Source organism: Otoolea muris (assembly GCF_943193115.1).
GTDB classification, from domain to species: domain Bacteria; phylum Bacillota; class Clostridia; order Lachnospirales; family Lachnospiraceae; genus Otoolea; species Otoolea muris.
In genome coordinates this window covers 19,394-36,709 of record NZ_CALPCY010000048.1, presented here as the reverse complement: position 1 = coordinate 36,709, position 17,316 = coordinate 19,394, and the positions used below count along the sequence as shown (strand labels likewise).

General features: G+C 54.4%; 15 protein-coding genes and 3 tRNA genes. 15 read left to right on the top strand and 3 right to left on the bottom strand.

What is annotated here, in order from left to right; all coding sequences use genetic code 11:
* The 6 genes from NFS31_RS20830 to NFS31_RS20805 all read left to right on the top strand — a co-directional run bounded on the left by NFS31_RS20830 (window position 1) and on the right by NFS31_RS20805 (window position 4,128).
* Window positions 1–73: transfer RNA gene (locus NFS31_RS20830), tRNA-Asn, on the top strand.
* Between the two features lie 43 nt (window positions 74–116).
* Window positions 117–188 (top strand) — tRNA-Glu (locus NFS31_RS20825).
* A gap of 4 nt (window positions 189–192) precedes the next feature.
* Window positions 193–263, top strand: a tRNA-Cys gene (locus NFS31_RS20820).
* A gap of 318 nt (window positions 264–581) precedes the next feature.
* A complete protein-coding gene (hisD, locus tag NFS31_RS20815; RefSeq protein ID WP_251499458.1) occupies window positions 582–1,844 on the top strand; it encodes a histidinol dehydrogenase in 1,263 nt (420 codons plus the stop codon).
* Window positions 1,845–1,919: 75 nt separating this feature from the next.
* Window positions 1,920–2,771 carry a DNA adenine methylase gene (locus tag NFS31_RS20810; protein ID WP_251499455.1) on the top strand — a complete coding sequence of 284 codons (852 nt, stop codon included), beginning with the start codon at window positions 1,920–1,922 and terminating at the stop codon, window positions 2,769–2,771.
* Window positions 2,755–4,128, top strand: a complete 1,374-nt coding sequence (locus NFS31_RS20805) for a type II restriction enzyme (protein ID WP_251499452.1) — start codon at window positions 2,755–2,757, stop codon at window positions 4,126–4,128. Before NFS31_RS20810 ends, NFS31_RS20805 begins: the two co-directional genes overlap by 17 nt.
* A gap of 116 nt (window positions 4,129–4,244) precedes the next feature.
* Here NFS31_RS20805 and NFS31_RS20800 read toward each other — a convergent pair whose 3' ends face one another.
* The 3 genes from NFS31_RS20800 to NFS31_RS20790 form a co-directional block, all read right to left on the bottom strand.
* Window positions 4,245–5,645 carry an ECF transporter S component gene (locus NFS31_RS20800; RefSeq protein WP_251499448.1) on the bottom strand — a complete coding sequence of 467 codons (1,401 nt, stop codon included), beginning with the start codon at window positions 5,643–5,645 and terminating at the stop codon, window positions 4,245–4,247.
* 279 nt (window positions 5,646–5,924) lie between these two features.
* A complete protein-coding gene (locus NFS31_RS20795) occupies window positions 5,925–6,404 on the bottom strand; it encodes an S-ribosylhomocysteine lyase (protein ID WP_251499445.1) in 480 nt (159 codons plus the stop codon).
* Between the two features lie 664 nt (window positions 6,405–7,068).
* A complete protein-coding gene (locus NFS31_RS20790; protein ID WP_251499443.1) occupies window positions 7,069–7,371 on the bottom strand; it encodes a hypothetical protein in 303 nt (100 codons plus the stop codon).
* A 666-nt stretch (window positions 7,372–8,037) separates the two neighbouring features.
* On the opposite strand from NFS31_RS20790, the gene trpS reads away from it, so the two are divergent.
* The 9 genes from trpS (at window position 8,038) to NFS31_RS20745 (ending at window position 17,314) form a co-directional block, all read left to right on the top strand.
* Window positions 8,038–9,045 carry a tryptophan--tRNA ligase gene (gene trpS / locus NFS31_RS20785; protein ID WP_251499440.1) on the top strand — a complete coding sequence of 336 codons (1,008 nt, stop codon included), beginning with the start codon at window positions 8,038–8,040 and terminating at the stop codon, window positions 9,043–9,045.
* 41 nt (window positions 9,046–9,086) lie between these two features.
* Window positions 9,087–10,076: a dihydroxyacetone kinase subunit DhaK gene (gene dhaK, locus NFS31_RS20780; RefSeq protein ID WP_251499438.1), complete on the top strand. Its 990-nt coding sequence runs from the start codon at window positions 9,087–9,089 to the stop codon at window positions 10,074–10,076.
* A 16-nt stretch (window positions 10,077–10,092) separates the two neighbouring features.
* The gene (gene dhaL / locus NFS31_RS20775; protein WP_251499435.1) at window positions 10,093–10,716 is read left to right on the top strand and encodes a dihydroxyacetone kinase subunit DhaL; all 624 of its coding nucleotides are present in this window, start codon (window positions 10,093–10,095) and stop codon (window positions 10,714–10,716) included.
* A gap of 95 nt (window positions 10,717–10,811) precedes the next feature.
* Complete coding sequence (dhaM, locus tag NFS31_RS20770; protein ID WP_251499433.1) at window positions 10,812–11,192, top strand: dihydroxyacetone kinase phosphoryl donor subunit DhaM; 381 nt, start codon at window positions 10,812–10,814, stop codon at window positions 11,190–11,192.
* Between the two features lie 249 nt (window positions 11,193–11,441).
* Window positions 11,442–12,149 (top strand): nucleotidyltransferase family protein, encoded by a 708-nt coding sequence (locus NFS31_RS20765; RefSeq protein ID WP_251499429.1) that lies wholly within the window; start codon window positions 11,442–11,444, stop codon window positions 12,147–12,149.
* Window positions 12,143–13,213 carry a GHMP family kinase ATP-binding protein gene (locus NFS31_RS20760; RefSeq protein WP_251499426.1) on the top strand — a complete coding sequence of 357 codons (1,071 nt, stop codon included), beginning with the start codon at window positions 12,143–12,145 and terminating at the stop codon, window positions 13,211–13,213. Before NFS31_RS20765 ends, NFS31_RS20760 begins: the two co-directional genes overlap by 7 nt.
* 99 nt (window positions 13,214–13,312) lie before the next feature.
* Window positions 13,313–13,972: a D-glycero-alpha-D-manno-heptose-1,7-bisphosphate 7-phosphatase gene (locus NFS31_RS20755; protein ID WP_251499461.1), complete on the top strand. Its 660-nt coding sequence runs from the start codon at window positions 13,313–13,315 to the stop codon at window positions 13,970–13,972.
* Window positions 13,973–14,135: 163 nt separating this feature from the next.
* The gene (locus NFS31_RS20750; RefSeq protein ID WP_251499424.1) at window positions 14,136–16,532 is read left to right on the top strand and encodes a potassium transporter KefB; all 2,397 of its coding nucleotides are present in this window, start codon (window positions 14,136–14,138) and stop codon (window positions 16,530–16,532) included.
* Window positions 16,533–16,678: 146 nt separating this feature from the next.
* A complete protein-coding gene (locus NFS31_RS20745) occupies window positions 16,679–17,314 on the top strand; it encodes a D-sedoheptulose-7-phosphate isomerase (protein WP_251499421.1) in 636 nt (211 codons plus the stop codon).
* Window positions 17,315–17,316 lie beyond the last annotated feature (2 nt).

The window sequence follows — 17,316 nt, the reverse complement described above, 5'->3', positions numbered from 1 at the left end:
TCCTCGATAGCTCAGTCGGTAGAGCACGCGGCTGTTAACCGCGCTGTCGTAGGTTCGAGTCCTACTCGGGGAGTTTTAAGTATATTTTTTCATAAAGCGGCATATAATAGAATAACGGCCCCATGGTCAAGCGGTTAAGACATCGCCCTTTCACGGCGGTAACACGAGTTCGAATCTCGTTGGGGTCATTCAGGCGACATAGCCAAGTGGTAAGGCGTGGGTCTGCAACACCCTGATCACCAGTTCAAATCTGGTTGTCGCCTTTTCAAAGAATCACAGAGATGTGGTTCTTTTTTTATGCGCAGGGATGCGTAAGGAAATTAGCAGCTTTGCTGCACGCACCCCGCGCGCGAGCAGGGAGAAAAGTCTTCGCTGCCCGGATTGCACACGAGCGCCTGGCGGAAGGCTGATTTACTGTCCGCTGTTCATCAAAACGCTTGCGCCCCCCAAGAAACAATGTTACAATATTCCAAAACGCATCTTGGAGGCGGCGCGCATGTCAGGCTGCCATATACAGGAGATCTATACAGGGGATCCGGAAAGGAGACCATTTTAGCCGGAAGGGAGATATACGATACGCCATGAAAGTAATCAAGGAGCCGCAGTTAAGGGCAGAGGAGGATAACCGGAGTTTAAGGGATGCTGTGACGGAGATTATTGACCATGTTCGTTGCGGAGGGGATCAGGCGCTTCGGGAGTACAATGAGCGGTTTGACGCCTGCAGCCGGGAGTCGCTGCGGGTGTCAGAGGAGGAGATAAAAGCTGCTTATCAGGAGCTCACGAAAGAGGAGACAGAAGACTTAAAAGCGGCCTGTGAAAATATCAGGGCTTTTGCCATGGCTCAGAAGGAGACATTAAAGCCTCTTGAAGCATTCAGTCCACAGCCTGGTATTTTCCTGGGGCATCGGATTATACCTGTGGATTCGTGCTGCTGTTATGTGCCGGGAGGCAATTACCCGCTGTATTCCACGGCGCTCATGCTGGCGGTTCCGGCGCGCGTGGCCGGGGTGAAGCGCGTGGCGGCCTGTTCGCCGGCTGCGAAGGGGACGAACCGGATCAATGCGAAGACGCTGGCAGCCCTTGACATAGCCGGTGTGGATGAGATTTACGCGGTAGGCGGGGCGCAGGCGATTGCGGCGTTTTCTTACGGGACGGAAAGCATCCGTCCGGTTGACATGATTGTGGGGCCGGGAAACCGGTTTGTCACGGAGGCAAAGCGTCAGTGTTACGGACAGGTGGGAATTGACTTTGTGGCCGGGCCCAGCGAGGTGCTGGTGATTGCGGACGACAGGGCGAATCCCCGGGCGGTGGCGGCGGATCTGCTGGCCCAGTCAGAGCACGATGTGAACGCCAGCGGGATCCTGGTCGCGACGGACGAGGCATTCGCCCGCCGCGTTATGGAAGCTGTGGACGAGGAGCTTGAGACGCTTGCGACAGCCGGGATTGCCAGACAGTCCTGGGAGCGTTTTGGGAAGGTCTGCGTGGCAAAAGATCTCAGAGAGGCGATCGATTTCGCAAATGCCTGCGCACCGGAGCATCTGGAGCTCAATATCGGGCGTCCGGAGGATGTGATAGAAGCTCTCACAAATTACGGCTCCCTTTTTATCGGAGAAAACACGGCGGAGGTGTTTGGCGATTATGCGTCCGGGACGAACCATACCCTGCCGACGCTCCGCGCAGCCCGCTATACGGGAGGCGTCTGGGCCGGAACCTTTTTAAAGACATGCACCCACCAGAGTATGACCTTAGAGGCATCAAGGCATCTTGCCCCGCTGGCGGCCAGGCTTGCGCGCGGGGAGGGGCTTGCAGGCCACGCGTTTGCAGCGGAAATGCGCGCAAAGTGACGCTGCCGCCCGTTAAGTTGTATGAATCATGAAAACAACAGGGCGATGCACCGGGTTGAGAATACGGAGGAAATTATGCCTACGACAGATCCATTAGTCATGCCCATTGTCAAATGGGTGGGCGGTAAGCGGCAGCTACTGGATGCCATCGTGCCGCGGATACCGGAACATAATATGTATTACGAGCCGTTTGCGGGAGGGGGAGCTGTTTTTTTCCATATGCAGCCGGCAAAGGCTGTGATCAATGACTCCAATGAAGAGCTGATCAACATTTACCGGGTAATCCGGGAGCGCCCGGAGGAGCTGATTTCGCTTTTGCAGCGCCACCGGGAGAGGAACTGCCAGGAATATTTTTATGAAATCCGCTCTCTGGATCGGGATGGGGAGGCGTACGCGGGCCTGTCTGACGTTGAGCGGGCCGCCAGGATTATTTATTTGAATAAGACGTGCTATAACGGCCTGTTCCGGGTGAACCGCGCAGGCGAATTTAACTCGCCGTGGGGACGCTACAAAAACCCGAATATTACCAACGAGGAGACGATCCGCGCCATGAGCGGATATCTGAAGCGCGCGAAGGTGAAGATTCTCTGCGGGGATTACAGGGAGGCTCTAAAGGGGATCCGGAAGGATTCCTTTGTCTATCTGGATCCGCCGTACATGCCGCTGAGCTCGTCCTCGTCATTTACGGGCTACACCTCCTCCGGCTTCGGGCCGGATCAGCAGATGGAGCTGAAACGTCAGTGCGATCTGCTGAATAAGCGCGGGATCCGTTTTCTGCTCTCCAATTCCTGCTGTGAGTTTATTGAGGATCTCTATAAGGATTACACAGTGGAGCGGGTGCCTGCGAAGCGCACAATCAACGCAAAGGCGGACAGGCGGGGCGCGATTGACGAGGTGCTGGTGAGAAATTATGAGCTTGACAGATGAAAAATGGGAGCTGCTCTTTGAACGGTATGAGATACAAAAAAAGGTGTCAGAGAGCGGCCTTTTTTATATTTCTGCGGATCAGATCCGGGAATATAAGGAGCCCAGGCTGATGACAAAGTTTGATACCAGGGAATCGCTGCCCGCTGTGTTTGGGGGACGGCTGGGGATTCTTCCTGTGACGCGCGGGAATTATGTGATTGGGGACTTTGATCTCTATGAGGATTTCCCGGAAACAGGCGCCGCGGCGCGCTGGGAAAGGGGCGCTTTCGGAAAACACGGGCGGGGATCCGAGAAACACATAAAACGAGTATACATTTCTTCTGAGTATGAAACGATTGACATTCATGATATCCGCTCCGAGGCAGGCGCGATCAATGTTCTGGGAATCACAGGGATCCTTGATGACTTTCTTGGGGGAGAGGGCTTTAAGCAGACGGTTTCCGGGAGGATGGCCTCCGGGCGCTTTGATTTTATCGTGGATCCGCACAGAACCGGAAGGGGACAGAAGCTGTGGGCAGGGCAAAACGGGCGGGCCGCCGCGCCGGGAAGCCGCATAGAGGTCGCTAATTCCCAGGTAGAGATCGACGGAGGCTTTGAAGACCGCTCTTCTTTTGCGATCATTGAGGGGAAAAATGTTGTCCACAGCAATTTCCTTGTGCGGCAGCTTTACTACCCTTACCGCCTCTGGGAGGGGAAAATAAAAAAGCCGGTGCGCCCGGTGTTTCTGGTATACTCCAACAATATCTTTCATCTGATGGAATACGAGTTTACGGATCGGCTTCATTATAATTCCATCCGCCTGGTAAAAGAACGGTTTTACAGTCTTGAGGACACGGAGATTACGACAGCGTCCCTTTGGGAGACATGGAGACAGGTTGAGGTAAAGCCGGAGCCGGAGGTGACATTTATCCAGGCGGACAGCTTTGAAAAGGTGATATCGCTGGTGGAATGCCTGTACAGGCAGCCGATGACTTCAGCGGAGATAGCAGAGGTATTCGCCTTTCAGGAGCGGCAGTCGGACTACTATTTTAACGCCTGCCGTTATCTTGGGCTGGCGGTGAAGGAGAAGGAGGAGGACGGCCGCATCCGGGCGCAGCTCACGAAAGAGGGACGTAAGCTCTGCAGGCTGCGCTACAAAGAGCGCCAGCTCGCATATGTGCGTCTGATACTGGAGCACCGGATTTTCCACGAGCTGTTTGGACAGATGCTTGAGAGCGGGGAAGCGCCGGATCGGCGTGAAATTGAGCGAAAGATGGAGGAACTCAGTGTATGCAGCCAGAGCCTTCTCAAACGCCGGGCCTCGTCTGTGGCGGCATGGCTCAAGTGGATTGAGGGTTTAGGAACTGTCCAAAAATAATTTGTAATAGCGCGCAGGATTTTTCAAACACGCTCTAGCATACGGAAGGAGCGGAGGCATATCTGAAAAACAGGGGGACAGTCCCGCGCTTCCTGTCTCCCTGTTCTTCGCGGCCGCTATGTGTCGGTATGATCGTCTGCTCCGCTCCTGGCGCATGCCTTCATCGCGTAGCAGGCCCGGCCTTTTTCTTTGGCTTCGTATAACATAAGATCCGTTTCTGCCAACAGATGATTTACTTCCTGTGGAAAGACAAATTGATAAGCGCCGATGCTGCAGCTTATTTTTTTGTCTGTCAGAGTCGTGGAAATGGCCTTTAAGAATTGATCCAGCCGCTGCTTCAGCTCCTGCTGCGGCATGGATTTTTCAATGATAACAGCAAATTCATCTCCGCCGAGCCGTCCGGCCTTTCCGCTGTCCCCAAAAATACGCTGCAGGTTTGACGCAATTTCTCTCAGCACGGTATCGCCCACGGCATGTCCGAAGGTATCATTGATTTCCTTAAAATAATCGGCATCCACAAACAAAAACCATCCGGTACGCTGCGGGTCTGCGCCGTTTGTCTCCTGTACTTTATTACAATGGTAAAGAAACATCCGCCGTCCCATCACGCCAGTCAGGGCGTCCATCTCTCCCTTGTACTCTTTGTATTCCATATATTTGTAAATAGAAACCAGCAAAATAACGGAAATCACATTGAGCGCCAGCGAAGCGATCAAAAACTGCATCTGCAGATGCAGCAGATCGGCGGAAATCCTGTCAGATACCGCAAAGCCGTGCTGTCCCAGCATATAAGATTCCCTCTCGGAAAAATAGACGGTTGCACAGACGGCCATGCATAACATAAAAAATTCAAACGCGGCAAAAAACAGATTCATCTTTTGGGATGCGTAGGGATTGCTGTTTGACTGATCAATACACTGCTTTACGTTTTGCATAACATCTCTGTGATATACAATCCACAATATCTGCACGATCATGACGCAGACAGCGGCAAAGAGCGCGTCATCCCAGTCAAATTGAAAGGCGGAACTGTAATGATATCCCAGTTCCGGAAATAAAATGCCCATTGCGGAATAAACGAGAAGCGAATGCGTCTTGGGAGCAATGGCAGAAATCACGCCGATCCACAGGCGGCTGTGCTTTCTCTTTACCGCCAATTTAAATGCCAGTCCGACTAAAAGTCCAAACAGTGTTCTTGTTCCAATACTCAGCAAAAGGCTGCTGGCCGGAGCTCCGCTTAAAAACGGCGAGAAGACCGCGTCGGACGGCATAACATAGGAAGCAGAGGCTTTACACATACTGGCGGCTCCAAAAACGAGCCCGACGATTGCAGACTGCGCAGGACCCAGCAGGCATCCTGCGATCAGAATCGGAATGTATGCGATGGTGACAGAAATAGGGGGTATATGGATATACCCCAAAAAGGTAAAAGACATTAAAAGTTCAACCGCTATCAGGATTCCCAGAAAATAACGGTCAAAACGGGAATGATCCCACAGTTTTTTTATAAAATTCATTAAATCTCGCTTTCCGATTATGAAGGACGGCATCTTATCATATGCCGCGCCCTCATCTTTCCGGGGTATGTACATCTTGCAGGAAAGTAAAATAAAAGTGTTGGGCGGACATACGGGCGCTTAGGAACAGTCTCGAAATAACTTCCCATATTCCTTGTCTTTTTCTCCGACAGCGCTGCTCAAAAATCAGTTACATAGCCCGCTATGCGCCTGATTTTTGAGCAGCGCTCTCGAAGAAAAATCCTGCGGACTACTGGGAAGTTATTTCGAGACAGTTCCTTACGCGGGGTAAACCAGTTGCTCGTCCGTGATCTGCTCCAGCGTATTGGACAGGAAACGGCCCGCCAGGTATTTGGCCATGGGGAGATTCATATCAAGATAGTTTCCGCAGTCTTTGGCGCATGCGCCCGGGACCTCTCCTTCAAAGTCCCGCATAAAGGTAAACAGCTCCTTCATGAGCGGAAGGATGTCACGGGAGGTCAGATCTCCGGTTAAAAGGAGGTAAAACCCGGTGCGGCAGCCCATGGGGCCAAAATAGAGCACGCGGTCCTTCCATGTCGGGTGATTGCGCAGGAACGTAGCGGCCAGATGCTCGATCGTGTGCACCTCCGCCGTGTTCATAACCGGCTCGGCATTGGGGCGGGTCATGCGGATGTCAAAGGTAGTGATGGCGATGTCTCCGGCAGGATCCCGGCGGGAAACGTAAACGCCGGGGAGAAGCCGCAGATGGTCAATGGTGAAGCTTGTGATTTTTTCCATAGTATCCTCCTTGTAGGAATGGTTATATAATCGCTGCAGGGTTTTGCACTGGATTTAGTTTAGCAGATTGGGGAGGAAAGCGCAAGACTTCTAAAAGCTTAAGAGTGTGTTACTGCAGCAGCATAGTTACTGTTGCCAGACACAGACCGGCAGGAGGGGAGGGGGCTGTTCGCGCGAAATGTTAGTCAGTTAAGGGCTTTTCCGGTAACAGTTCAGATATTTTTGAACCAATGGTTTAGTTGAGCGGACTATTGCGGGATGCCGTTTATTGTGGGGAGGCCGCCGGCGCCAGCTACGTTATCAGCGGGCCTGGAATCAGTTTTATCCTGCCGGAAGTTTTGTAATACGTTTGCCTGGCATAGACGGACAGGAATCTCTTTTGTCTGAATTGCTGCCCCTGTCTTCTCTCTGTCAGCGGCAAAAAATATAATGTACTCTCGGAATCTCTCTGCGCCTGCTTTTGCGGCTGATTTTCCGCCAGATGCACCCAAATTTAATCAACGTACGCTCCACGTACGCCTCATAAATTTGTGCACATCTGACAAAAAATCATCTCACAAAATCAGGCACAGCGAGATTCCGAGAGTACATGCTCCGCCTCTGTTTCCTGAACCGTTCCAGCCGTCATTTCTCCAACAGTTTCAGCCGCTGTTTCCCAACAGTTTCAGCCTCCTGCGCCGCAGGGGACGGCGCGCCGCCCCGGCTCTTCCGCCCGGAGGCGTCCTGCCTTCCAGCCGGAGGAGCCGGGGGCCCACCTGACGATATTCTTCAATATCCGAACTGCCCTTCCTCCCTGCAAACCGCCTGTTTCCAATGGTTTCCATGCAGCTTCCCTTTCCCTTTCATACAAAAAGCTCCTGTCTGACAATATGGCGGGGCTTGTTTTTTTCATGTCAGCCGCGTTCTGCGGCAGGCGGCCCGCGCAGTCAGGCGGCAGGACTTTCATCGTATTTCCGGAATATTCCATTCTCTTTTCCTGCTTTTGCATTATAATTCTGTGGTTGTCAAAAATATTCCAATTATAGATGTAATTCCATTAGTTTAAATTTTCAATTCGGATATTGAAGATTATCATCATATCAACGCGGGATCACGCCCTGGGATCACCGCTCAGATTCTTCATTATTTTAACATAGGGAATCGACAATTTCAAGCAAAAAAAGACAGGCGCGGGGCCTCCTGGTTTGCCGCTTGAGTAAACATATTTCATGAAAAATTTCTGATTTTACAAGGCTTTCTGATTATGTGCAATGTCAGTTAAGATGTATGTGAACGATGGTTCATTGTGAGGGGGCCTCCGCCAGTTCCTGTATCTATAAGGAATCTCGCTCCCGCTCGGAGAAAAGCGCAGCGGGAGCGGGGTTCCTGATGGATTTAGAATCTGACACGGGCGGCCCCCTCACGACAAACAACACCTCGCAATCCTTCACTCTGCTTAACTCTTAACTACTTACCATTGGCCTGTGAACAGTAAAGCAACAGGGGATCAGCTCCCAAGCAGAAATAAATAACAAACTTGCTATTAAAACCAGTTCATATTATAATAAATTATACAAGCGCTGTAAAACGATTATCAAAAACACGCGCCTGCCCCGGACAGGGATGCAGGTGATAAAAGTAAGGAGACAAGACTATGTTAGACGGCAAAAAAACTCTGTTCAGCGGCATGCAGGCAACTGGAAACCTGACTTTGGGAAATTATCTGGGCGCCCTGAAAAACTGGGTGACGATCAGCGATGAATATCAGACCTTTTTCAGCGTGGTCGATATGCATTCGATTACAGTACGCCAGGATCCGGCAGAACTTCGGAAAAGGGCCAGAGCCCTTCTGACGCTGTATATTGCAGCCGGCCTGGATCCGGAAAAGAACTGTATTTATTACCAGTCCCACGTATCAGGCCATGCGGAACTTGCGTGGATCTTAAATTGCTTCACCTATATGGGGGAATTAAACCGCATGACGCAGTTTAAGGATAAGGCGGCGAAGCACGCGGATAATATCAACGCGGGCCTTTTTACGTATCCGGTCCTGATGGCGGCGGATATCCTGTTATATCAGGCGGACGTCGTCCCGGTGGGCATTGACCAGATGCAGCATCTGGAGCTGACTCGCGATATTGCCATCCGTTTTAATAATATTTACGGAGACGTATTTACAGTTCCTGAGGCATATATTGGAAAATCGGGAGCGCGGGTAATGAGCCTTCAGGATCCCGCAAAGAAGATGTCCAAGTCGGACGAGAATCCGAACGGCAGTATTTACTTAATGGATGATCCGGATACGGTTATGCGCAAGTTTAAGCGCGCTGTGACGGACTCGGAGGCGTGCGTGCGCTACTGCGACGGGCAGCCGGGCATCCATAATCTGATTGATATTTACTGTGCCTGCACCGGGAAAACGCCGCAGGAGACGGAGGCGGAATTTGACGGCCGGGGCTATGGAGATTTTAAGGGAGCGGTAGGCGAGGCGGTTGTCTCTGTGTTAAAGCCCCTGCAGGCCCGCTTCGCGGATCTGTCTAAAAATAAGGATTACTTAGACGGGGTGATACGGGAGAATGCCAGGAAGGCGCAGTATTTCTCTGCAAAGACACTGAGAAAGGTACAGAAAAAGGTGGGATTTCCGGAAATCCCCCGCGGTTGACGATGTTTCATAAAACTATAAAATAAATGGAGGGAATGTCGATGAAGAAGATTATGAACGGTGCGGATCAGGTTGAGAACGAGATGATTCTTGGCATGGCAAAAGCTTACCCGCAGTATGTGAGGAAGCTGGACGGCCAGAACGTGGTCGTGCGCTCCTGCAAAAAGGAGGGAAAGGTAGCTCTCATAAGCGGCGGCGGCAGCGGGCATGAGCCGGCCCACGGAGGCTATGTGGGAGAGGGAATGCTGGACGCGGCGGTGGCCGGCGCGGTGTTTACGTCCCCGAGCCCGGAGCCTATTTTAGAGGGGATCAGGGCCATTGCCACAGATCAGGGTGTCCTGATGATTGTTAAAAATTATACGGGCGACGTGATGAATTTTGAGATGGCCGGCGAGATGGCGGAGATGGAAGGGATTGCAGTCAAGCAGGTTGTGGTCAATGATGACGTCGCCGTTAAGGACAGCCTCTATACCGTAGGCCGCCGCGGCGTGGCCGGGACGGTTCTGGTCCACAAGATTGCGGGCGCAAAGGCGGAGACCGGCGCCAGCCTTGACGAAGTGCAGGCGGCGGCGCAGAAAGCCATTGACAATGTGCGCACCATGGGCATGGCGATCACGCCCTGTACGGTTCCGGCGGCCGGAAAGCCGGGATTTGAGCTGAGCGACGATGAGATGGAGGTGGGCATCGGCATCCACGGAGAGCCGGGAACGCACAGGGAAGCCCTGCGGCCGGCGGACGAGATCGTGGATATGCTGATGGAAAAGATTCTGGCTGATCTCGATTATACGGGCCATGAGGCAGCGGTGCTGATCAACGGGGCCGGAGCGACTCCGCTGATGGAGCTCTTTATCATCAATAACCATGTGGCTGACATCCTGGCCGGAAAGGGGATTCCGGTGTATAAGACATTTGTCGGCAATTATATGACTTCCATCGAGATGGCCGGATTTTCGATTTCCCTGCTGCGCCTGGACGACGAGCTGAAGGGGCTTCTGGACGCAAAGGCGGACACACCGGCGTTTAAGGCGTGAGGCGGGAGATAATGCGATGATAAAAAGTGAAGAGGTAATCGAGGTTCTTGATAAGATCGGCGATAAAATTATTGAAGAAAAGGACTATTTAACCGAGCTGGACCGTCCGATCGGGGACAATGATCATGGGATCAACATGGCAAAGGGATTTACGGAAGTGAAAAAGAAGCTGCCGTCCCTTAAAGGGCAGGATCTGGGATCCATTTTTAAGACCGTGGGCATGACGCTTGTCTCGACCGTAGGCGGCTCGTCAGGCCCCCTGTACGGGACGGCGTTTATGAAGATGGGCATGTCCCTGACCGCTAAAAAGGAGATGAGCTTTGCGGAATTTCTGACTGCCTTTAAGGCCGGCGTGGAGGGAGTCGGGCAGAGAGGTCGCTCTGCGGCAGAGGAAAAGACCATGCTGGACGCCATGATTCCCGCGCTGAAAGCGATGGAGGCTGCCTGCGGACGCGGGCAGGATGCCAGGGAGGCGTTAAAGGAAGGCGCGGCCGCCGCCCTTGCGGGAGCGGAACACACAAAGGAGCTGATCGCCACCAAGGGACGCGCCAGCTATCTGGGAGAGCGCGGAATCGGCCATCAGGATCCGGGGGCGACCTCCTTTACGTATATGATTCAGACAGCGGCCGAACAGTTTTAAGACAGAAGGGTTTTGAGACAGAATTGCTGTACTTTTCAGACAGACTGTGATTCGGAAGCATGGCCGCGGCGGGCGGTTACAGGAGGGGAAGTCTTATGGTTGGAATTGTGATAATATCCCACAGCCAAAGCCTGGCAAAGAGCGTGGTGGAGTATACGGGGATGATGGCAGCAGGGGCAAAGGTCGCGGCCGCCGGAGGAACCCGGGACGGGAGCTTTGGAACCAGCTTTGAGAAGATCTGCCAGGCTGTGGACGAGGTGGATTCCGGGGACGGCGTGATCCTTTTGATGGATTTGGGGAGCGCTGTGATGACGGCGGAGATGGTAGTGGAAGAGCTGGGGGCGGATCGCGTCGCCATGTCGGGCTGCCCGCTGGTCGAGGGGGCTGTGGTGGCCACCATCGACGCACTGGGCGGCATGAGCCGGGACGAGATACTGGATGCGCTCGCAAAAGTTGGAGAGACGCCTAAGTTCTGATGGTTTTGGTTTGAGCGTTATAGGATCAAGTTTACAGGCTATACAAGCAGCGGAAAACAGCGCCTTTGCTTTTGGGGGAGGCGCTGTTTTTATGCGAACGGACCGCAAAGGGAAGTATTATACTGTCGTGCAATACGCATAAAGTCAATGCGCATATAAATTCTGGTAGAAAAACCCTGTGAATTGTGATAAAATACAAAGGTTAAACTGGGTTGCTTATACCATTTCATAACAGTTCAGGAGGAAGCGATGCAGGCTATACTTTTAGCGGGAGGGCTGGGGACGCGGCTGCGCAGCGTGGTGAGCGACCGGCCGAAGCCGATGGCCCCGGTGGGGGACAGGCCGTTTTTGGAATATGTGGTTCATGAGCTGAGCCGCTGCGGGATCGATGAGATGATATTTGCCGTGGGTTACAAGGGCGGCATGGTGGAAGCATATTTTGGCGACGGGAGCCGCTTTGGCGTGAAGGCGTCTTATGCGTATGAGGAGGAGCTTTTAGGCACGGCGGGCGCGATCAAAAATGCCGGACGCCTGACCACGGCGGATCGTTTTTTTGTGTTAAATGCAGATACGTTCTATCAGATGGATTACAGGCGTCTCATACGGGCGCAGGAGGAGATGGGACTTTCCATGGCTCTGGTGCTGCGCGGTGTGGAAGATATCTCGCGGTACGGGGAAGCGGCGCTTACGGACGGTTTCCTGACAGGATTTAATGAGAAGACGAATGTTCCGCGTCCCGGGACAATCAATGGCGGCGTGTATCTTATGACGCGCGGGCTTCTGGAGACGATTCCGGAGGGAAAGGTCTCGCTGGAGAATGAGATGATCCCTGCCTGGATGCGGGAGGGGCGGCGGCTGGGCGGCATCGTCCATGACGGGTATTTTATCGATATCGGCGTGCCGGAGGATTATTTCCGGTTTCAGGAGGATGTGAAGAAAGGGGCGGTCAGATGGTAATCAGGGGACGCGCGCCGCTGCGCGTGAGCTTTGGCGGCGGCGGGACGGATGTGGAGCCGTTCTGCGTCGAGCAGGGCGGGGCGATTATCGGCAGCACGATCAATAAATACGCGTATTGCTCGATTATTCCGAGGGAAGATGATCAGATTATCGTCCATTCCCTTGATTTTGATATGACAGTGAAATATAATACACAGGAAAACTATGTCTATAACGGAAAGCTGGATCTGGTGACAGCCGCGTTAAAGGCGATGAAGATTGACCGCGGGTGCGAGGCGTATCTCCAGTGCGACGCGCCGGCCGGGTCGGGGCTTGGCACATCGTCCACTGTGATGGTGGCCCTGCTTACAGCCATGGCGCGCTGGAAGGGCGTGCAGCTTGACAACTACGCCATGGCGGATCTGGCGTACGGGGTCGAGCGGCTGGATCTGGATATTGCCGGGGGCTATCAGGATCAGTATGCCTCGACCTTCGGCGGGTTTAATTTTATCGAGTTCCACGGGAGAAATAATGTGGTGGTAAACCCGCTGCGCATCCGCCGCGACGTGATCAATGAGCTCCAGTACAACCTGCTCCTGTGCTATACAGGCAAGATCCATGTGTCAGCCAATATTATCCGGGATCAGGTGGATAATTACAAAAAACAGGATCCGTTCCGCGCCATGTGCGAGGTAAAGGCCCTGTCGTACGCCATGAAGGATGAGCTGTTAAAAGGGAATCTCCACAATTTCGGCCGTCTTCTGGATTACGGCTGGGAGAGCAAGAAGCGGATGAGCACGCGGATCACGAACCCGCAGATCGATCTGCTCTATGAGGAGGCGAAAAAGGCAGGCGCTCTGGGCGGCAAGCTTTTAGGGGCGGGCGGCGGCGGCTTTCTGCTGATTTACTGTCCTTATAATGTAAGGCATAAGGTGGCGGACCGCCTGGAGCAGGCCGGGGGCCAGCTCATGGACTGGAATTTTGAGCTGCGCGGCGCGCAGAGCTGGATTTGTGACGAGGATCGGTGGGATTACCGGGAAGTCCGCGTCCAGATGCCGGATCGGGAATATACATTTGATCTGTAAGGCGGCCCGGCGGTTTAAAGTGTATTTGGAGAGCGCTCAGGGGCGGCGGCCGTCCGGATGGCGGAGACGGCTGCCAGGATGACGGGAGGCGGATGGGAGATGAATGAGAAACCAAAGAAAGCGGCGGGGACTGCGCTCCCGAAGGTCGTTTTTCTGGATCGGGACGGAACCATGAATGAGGAGGTGCATTACCTGCACCGCCCGGAGGATGTGAGGCTGATCCCCGGGACCGCGCAGGCGGTCCGGATGTTTCATGAGGCCGGTTTCCGGGTGGTTGTGGTTACAAATCAGGCGGGAGTAGCCAGGGGATATTATACGGAGGCGGACGTTGAGGCGCTCCACGCGTATATGAACCGCCTTTTGATGGAGGAAGGGGCGCGGGTGGATGCGTTTTATTACTGCCCGCATCATCCGGAGCACGGGATCGGCGCTTACAGGACCGTATGCCGCTGCCGGAAGCCGGATACGGGAATGTTTGAGGCGGCGGAGCGGGATCTGGGCGGAAGGATTGACAGGGCGGCTTCGTTTATGATCGGGGACAAGCTGATTGATGCGCAGGCGGGCCGCCGCTTTGGCGTGCGCAGTATCCTGGTGGGCACCGGATACGGGGCCGGGATGCGGGATATGCAGTCTGAAGAAGGCGGCGCGCCGGCGTATGATATGTATGCGGAGAATCTGCTGGAGGCGGCCCGCGTGATTTGCAGCGGCGGCCCGCGTGATTTGCAGCGGCGGCCCGCGCAGCATAGATTAAGTTCTTAATACTTTTTTTTGCAAGGTTTGATTTATCGGCGTTTGCGGCTGTGCCCATAAGTCAGAAACGTATTATTCGCTGTGCCGGCCGGGATGAGATTCAGGCGGATCGGTTTAAACAGGGTTGCAGCGGAAAAATGGAGTATATAAAAGGCGAAAGGAGGGACGCGCAGTGAAGACATGGACAAGGCGCGCGGCGGTTTGGATCATTATACTGACAGCGGCGGTTTCTGTGCTGCTCCCGTCCAGGGCCCTTTTTACAGGCGGCGGTTTCCTGGCAGCCTATATCGGCCTGCCGCAGTCAGGGAGAATGCTTGCAGAGATTGGGATTCTGTGCGTTCTCTCCGGGGCGATCTGGTTTTTTCCGTGGAGCGCGGGAAAACAGCTTCTGGCCTCCGCCCTTCTGGCGGCGGCCGTCTGCTGGCTCCATGTGGTGTTTCTGCCAATGCTTATCTCAGCCCTGTATATGGGATTTTTGCTGCTTTTGGGCCGTTTTTTACAGCATTTGTTCCTTCGCCGGGAAAGGGGCCGATTTGCGGTTCATGCGGACGTCTTTTTAGAGAGCGGAAATTCGGGCGGTTCGCAGGCCCCGGCTCTTCTGGCAGCGTCCGGTTCGGGATGGCCGGCGTATTTCCTGCTGGGGAGTAGCGCTGTGATCGCCGTATACTGCCTTCTTTCCGCGGCTGGGCTGGGACAGATCTCCCTTCTGCGCTTTCTCTGCGCATGCGCCGGGGTATGTCTGTACGCGGGCGCGTTCCGTTCGTTCTTTTTAAATAAAGCTTTCCCGGACAGGAAGCGCATCCCTTCGCGGCGCCTGCATCCGCTTATGAGAGCGGGCGCGGCGTATATTCTGGTGATGGTTTTGATTCAGGCTGCGCGGATGAATATTGCCCTGGATTTTGACACGCTCTGGTATGGCGTGCGCTCAGAGTATATTCTGGCGGCCGGGAAGGGCATGTACGAGAACCCGGGACTGGTGGGGATGGCCTATGTCTATTCCAAGGGCTTTGAGGTCCTGACCCTGCCCCTGTGCGATCTGGCGTCCCACAGCTACCTTCTTTTCTTTAATCTGTGGCTGTCTGTCCTGGGACTTGGGATGACGGGCCGGATTGCGCGGCTGTTTGCGGGGGAGAGGGCGGCGGCGCTGGCGGCGGTCTGCACGGCGGCGGCGCCCGGGATTATGAATATGGCGGTTTCCGCAAAACCGGATATCATCACATGGACACTGCAGCTTATCATGATGGAGCGCTTTTTCCTCTACGTGAAGGGCGGCCGCCGGCTGCTTCTTTTTCAGGCTGCGGGGGCTTTCCTGCTGTCACTGGCCATGAAGCCGACATCCCTTGTCTTTTCTACGGCCCTGTTTGGGATGATGGGGGTTTTCCTTCTGGGAACGGGACGGCTTTCGCTCCGCGCTCCGGCGTCCCATTGGGGGATTCTGGCCGTTCCGGCCGCGGCCCTTACAGGGATATGGACAAGGACCATGCTTATCACCGGGATGCCGGTCACATCGGTATTTACCGGGGTTCTGGCACGGCTCGGTTTCGAGATGAAATACCCGTTTGCAACGGGATCCCTGCCGCAGAACTGGCAGGAGGAGAGCAATCTGCATGTGCTGGCAAGGCGTCTGTTCCAGATGCTTCTGGCCCCGGAGGGGGAGGACATGGGCCATGTGATTATCGCCTGGGGAAGCTCGCTTCTGTTTTTCCTGCTCATCTGCCTGGCGCTGTTCAGCCTCAGAGGCTGTCTTGCCGGATTGGAAAAGGGCGTCGCGGGCCGGGCCGGGGGATGTTTTAGAGAAAAGTCGGCTGCGGAGAATAGCGGGGCCGCGTTGAAGCTTTCGTTTCATGTGATTGCCTGGCCGTTTCTGGCGGTGAACCTTGTGAGCCTGGTGATGCTGTACCAGGTGGACGGGAATTATTTTATGATGCTGTACAGCCTTCTGATCCTGGCGGCCTGTATGGCGGCGGGGAGAGTGGAAGAAAAAGAGCTTCGGAGATGTTTTTACGCGGGCCTTGGCCTTGTTCTGGCCTTTAATGTCCTGATCACAGCGGAGACAAACTGGGCCTGGAGCTGCGGTTTTTCCGGGATACGGCTGCTTAACAAGGGCAGGGTGAACCACAGGGCGATGCAGCAGGAGAGGCTGTGGGCCGAGGGGAACGCCCAGATCTGGCTGACGCTGTCAGCGGATCGGGAAAACCGCGTAATCGCATTCGGAAATCATCCGTTTTGCCTGGAATTTCCGTGCAATGTGCAGTCCTACAAGGATATCACGGCTCCCTGGGGAAATGTAGATCTGGTTGAATCGCCGGAAAGCTTTGAGGCATACATGGAGTATGCGGGGACGGATTATATCTATGCCCAGGCCGGGTTCATAGGGCCCGGGAGCTGGGAATGGAGCTATGGGCTTCTGAGGCAGATGATCGCCAGGGGAAGCCTTGAGGAGCTGTTTTTTGAGGAAGGCAATATGCTGGCCCGGGTGGCCGGACAGAAGCTCTCAAAAGAGGAAGCGCTTGACAATCTGGCGGCCTTTGACACATATTACCGGACGGCGGGGCAGCGGGAGGAGTGAGCCTGCCAAAGCTTCAGGCGCGGCATTTGAAGAGCGGAAGCAGCAGGCGGAAGAATGCCGGTCGGCACGGAAAGAGAACAGGAAAATAAGCGTTGAGGATGTTCAAACGCTTACACAGGATATAGCGCAGGAAACAGGAGGAAAACATGGAAGAGTACAGGTATTTGCAGGAGCTTACGGAGCGTTATCCGGCCTTAAAGGGTCTGGAGGAGGAGATTCGGGCCGCTTTTCTGGTGATAAAGGAGTCGTTTGAGGCGGGAGGAAAGCTTCTTGTGGCCGGAAACGGGGGAAGCTGCGCGGATGCGGAGCATATCGTGGGCGAGCTGATGAAGAGCTTTGTAAAGCCGCGCCCTCTGCCGGAGGCGCTTAAGGAGGCGCTGATCCACGAGGAACCCGGGCTTGGAGGCGCGCTTTCGGAAAAGCTTCAGGGGGGGCTTCCGGCAATTGCGCTGAACAGCCATCCCGGGCTTACGAGCGCCTTTTTAAACGACGTGGACGGGGAGATGGCTTACGCCCAGCAGGTGCTCGGCTACGGAAAAAAGGGCGATGTGTTTTTGGGCATTACCACCTCCGGAAATGCGAAAAATATCAGGTACGCCGCGGTGACGGCAAGGGCGATGGGCCTGCGGGTGGTCGGGCTCACGGGGCGCGGCGGCGGAGCGCTTGCGGCGCTGTGCGATGCGGCTGTGATCGCGCCGGAAAAGGAGACTTACCGGATTCAGGAGCTGCACCTGCCGATCTACCACGCTCTGTGCCTGATGCTGGAGGAAACGTTCTTTTAACC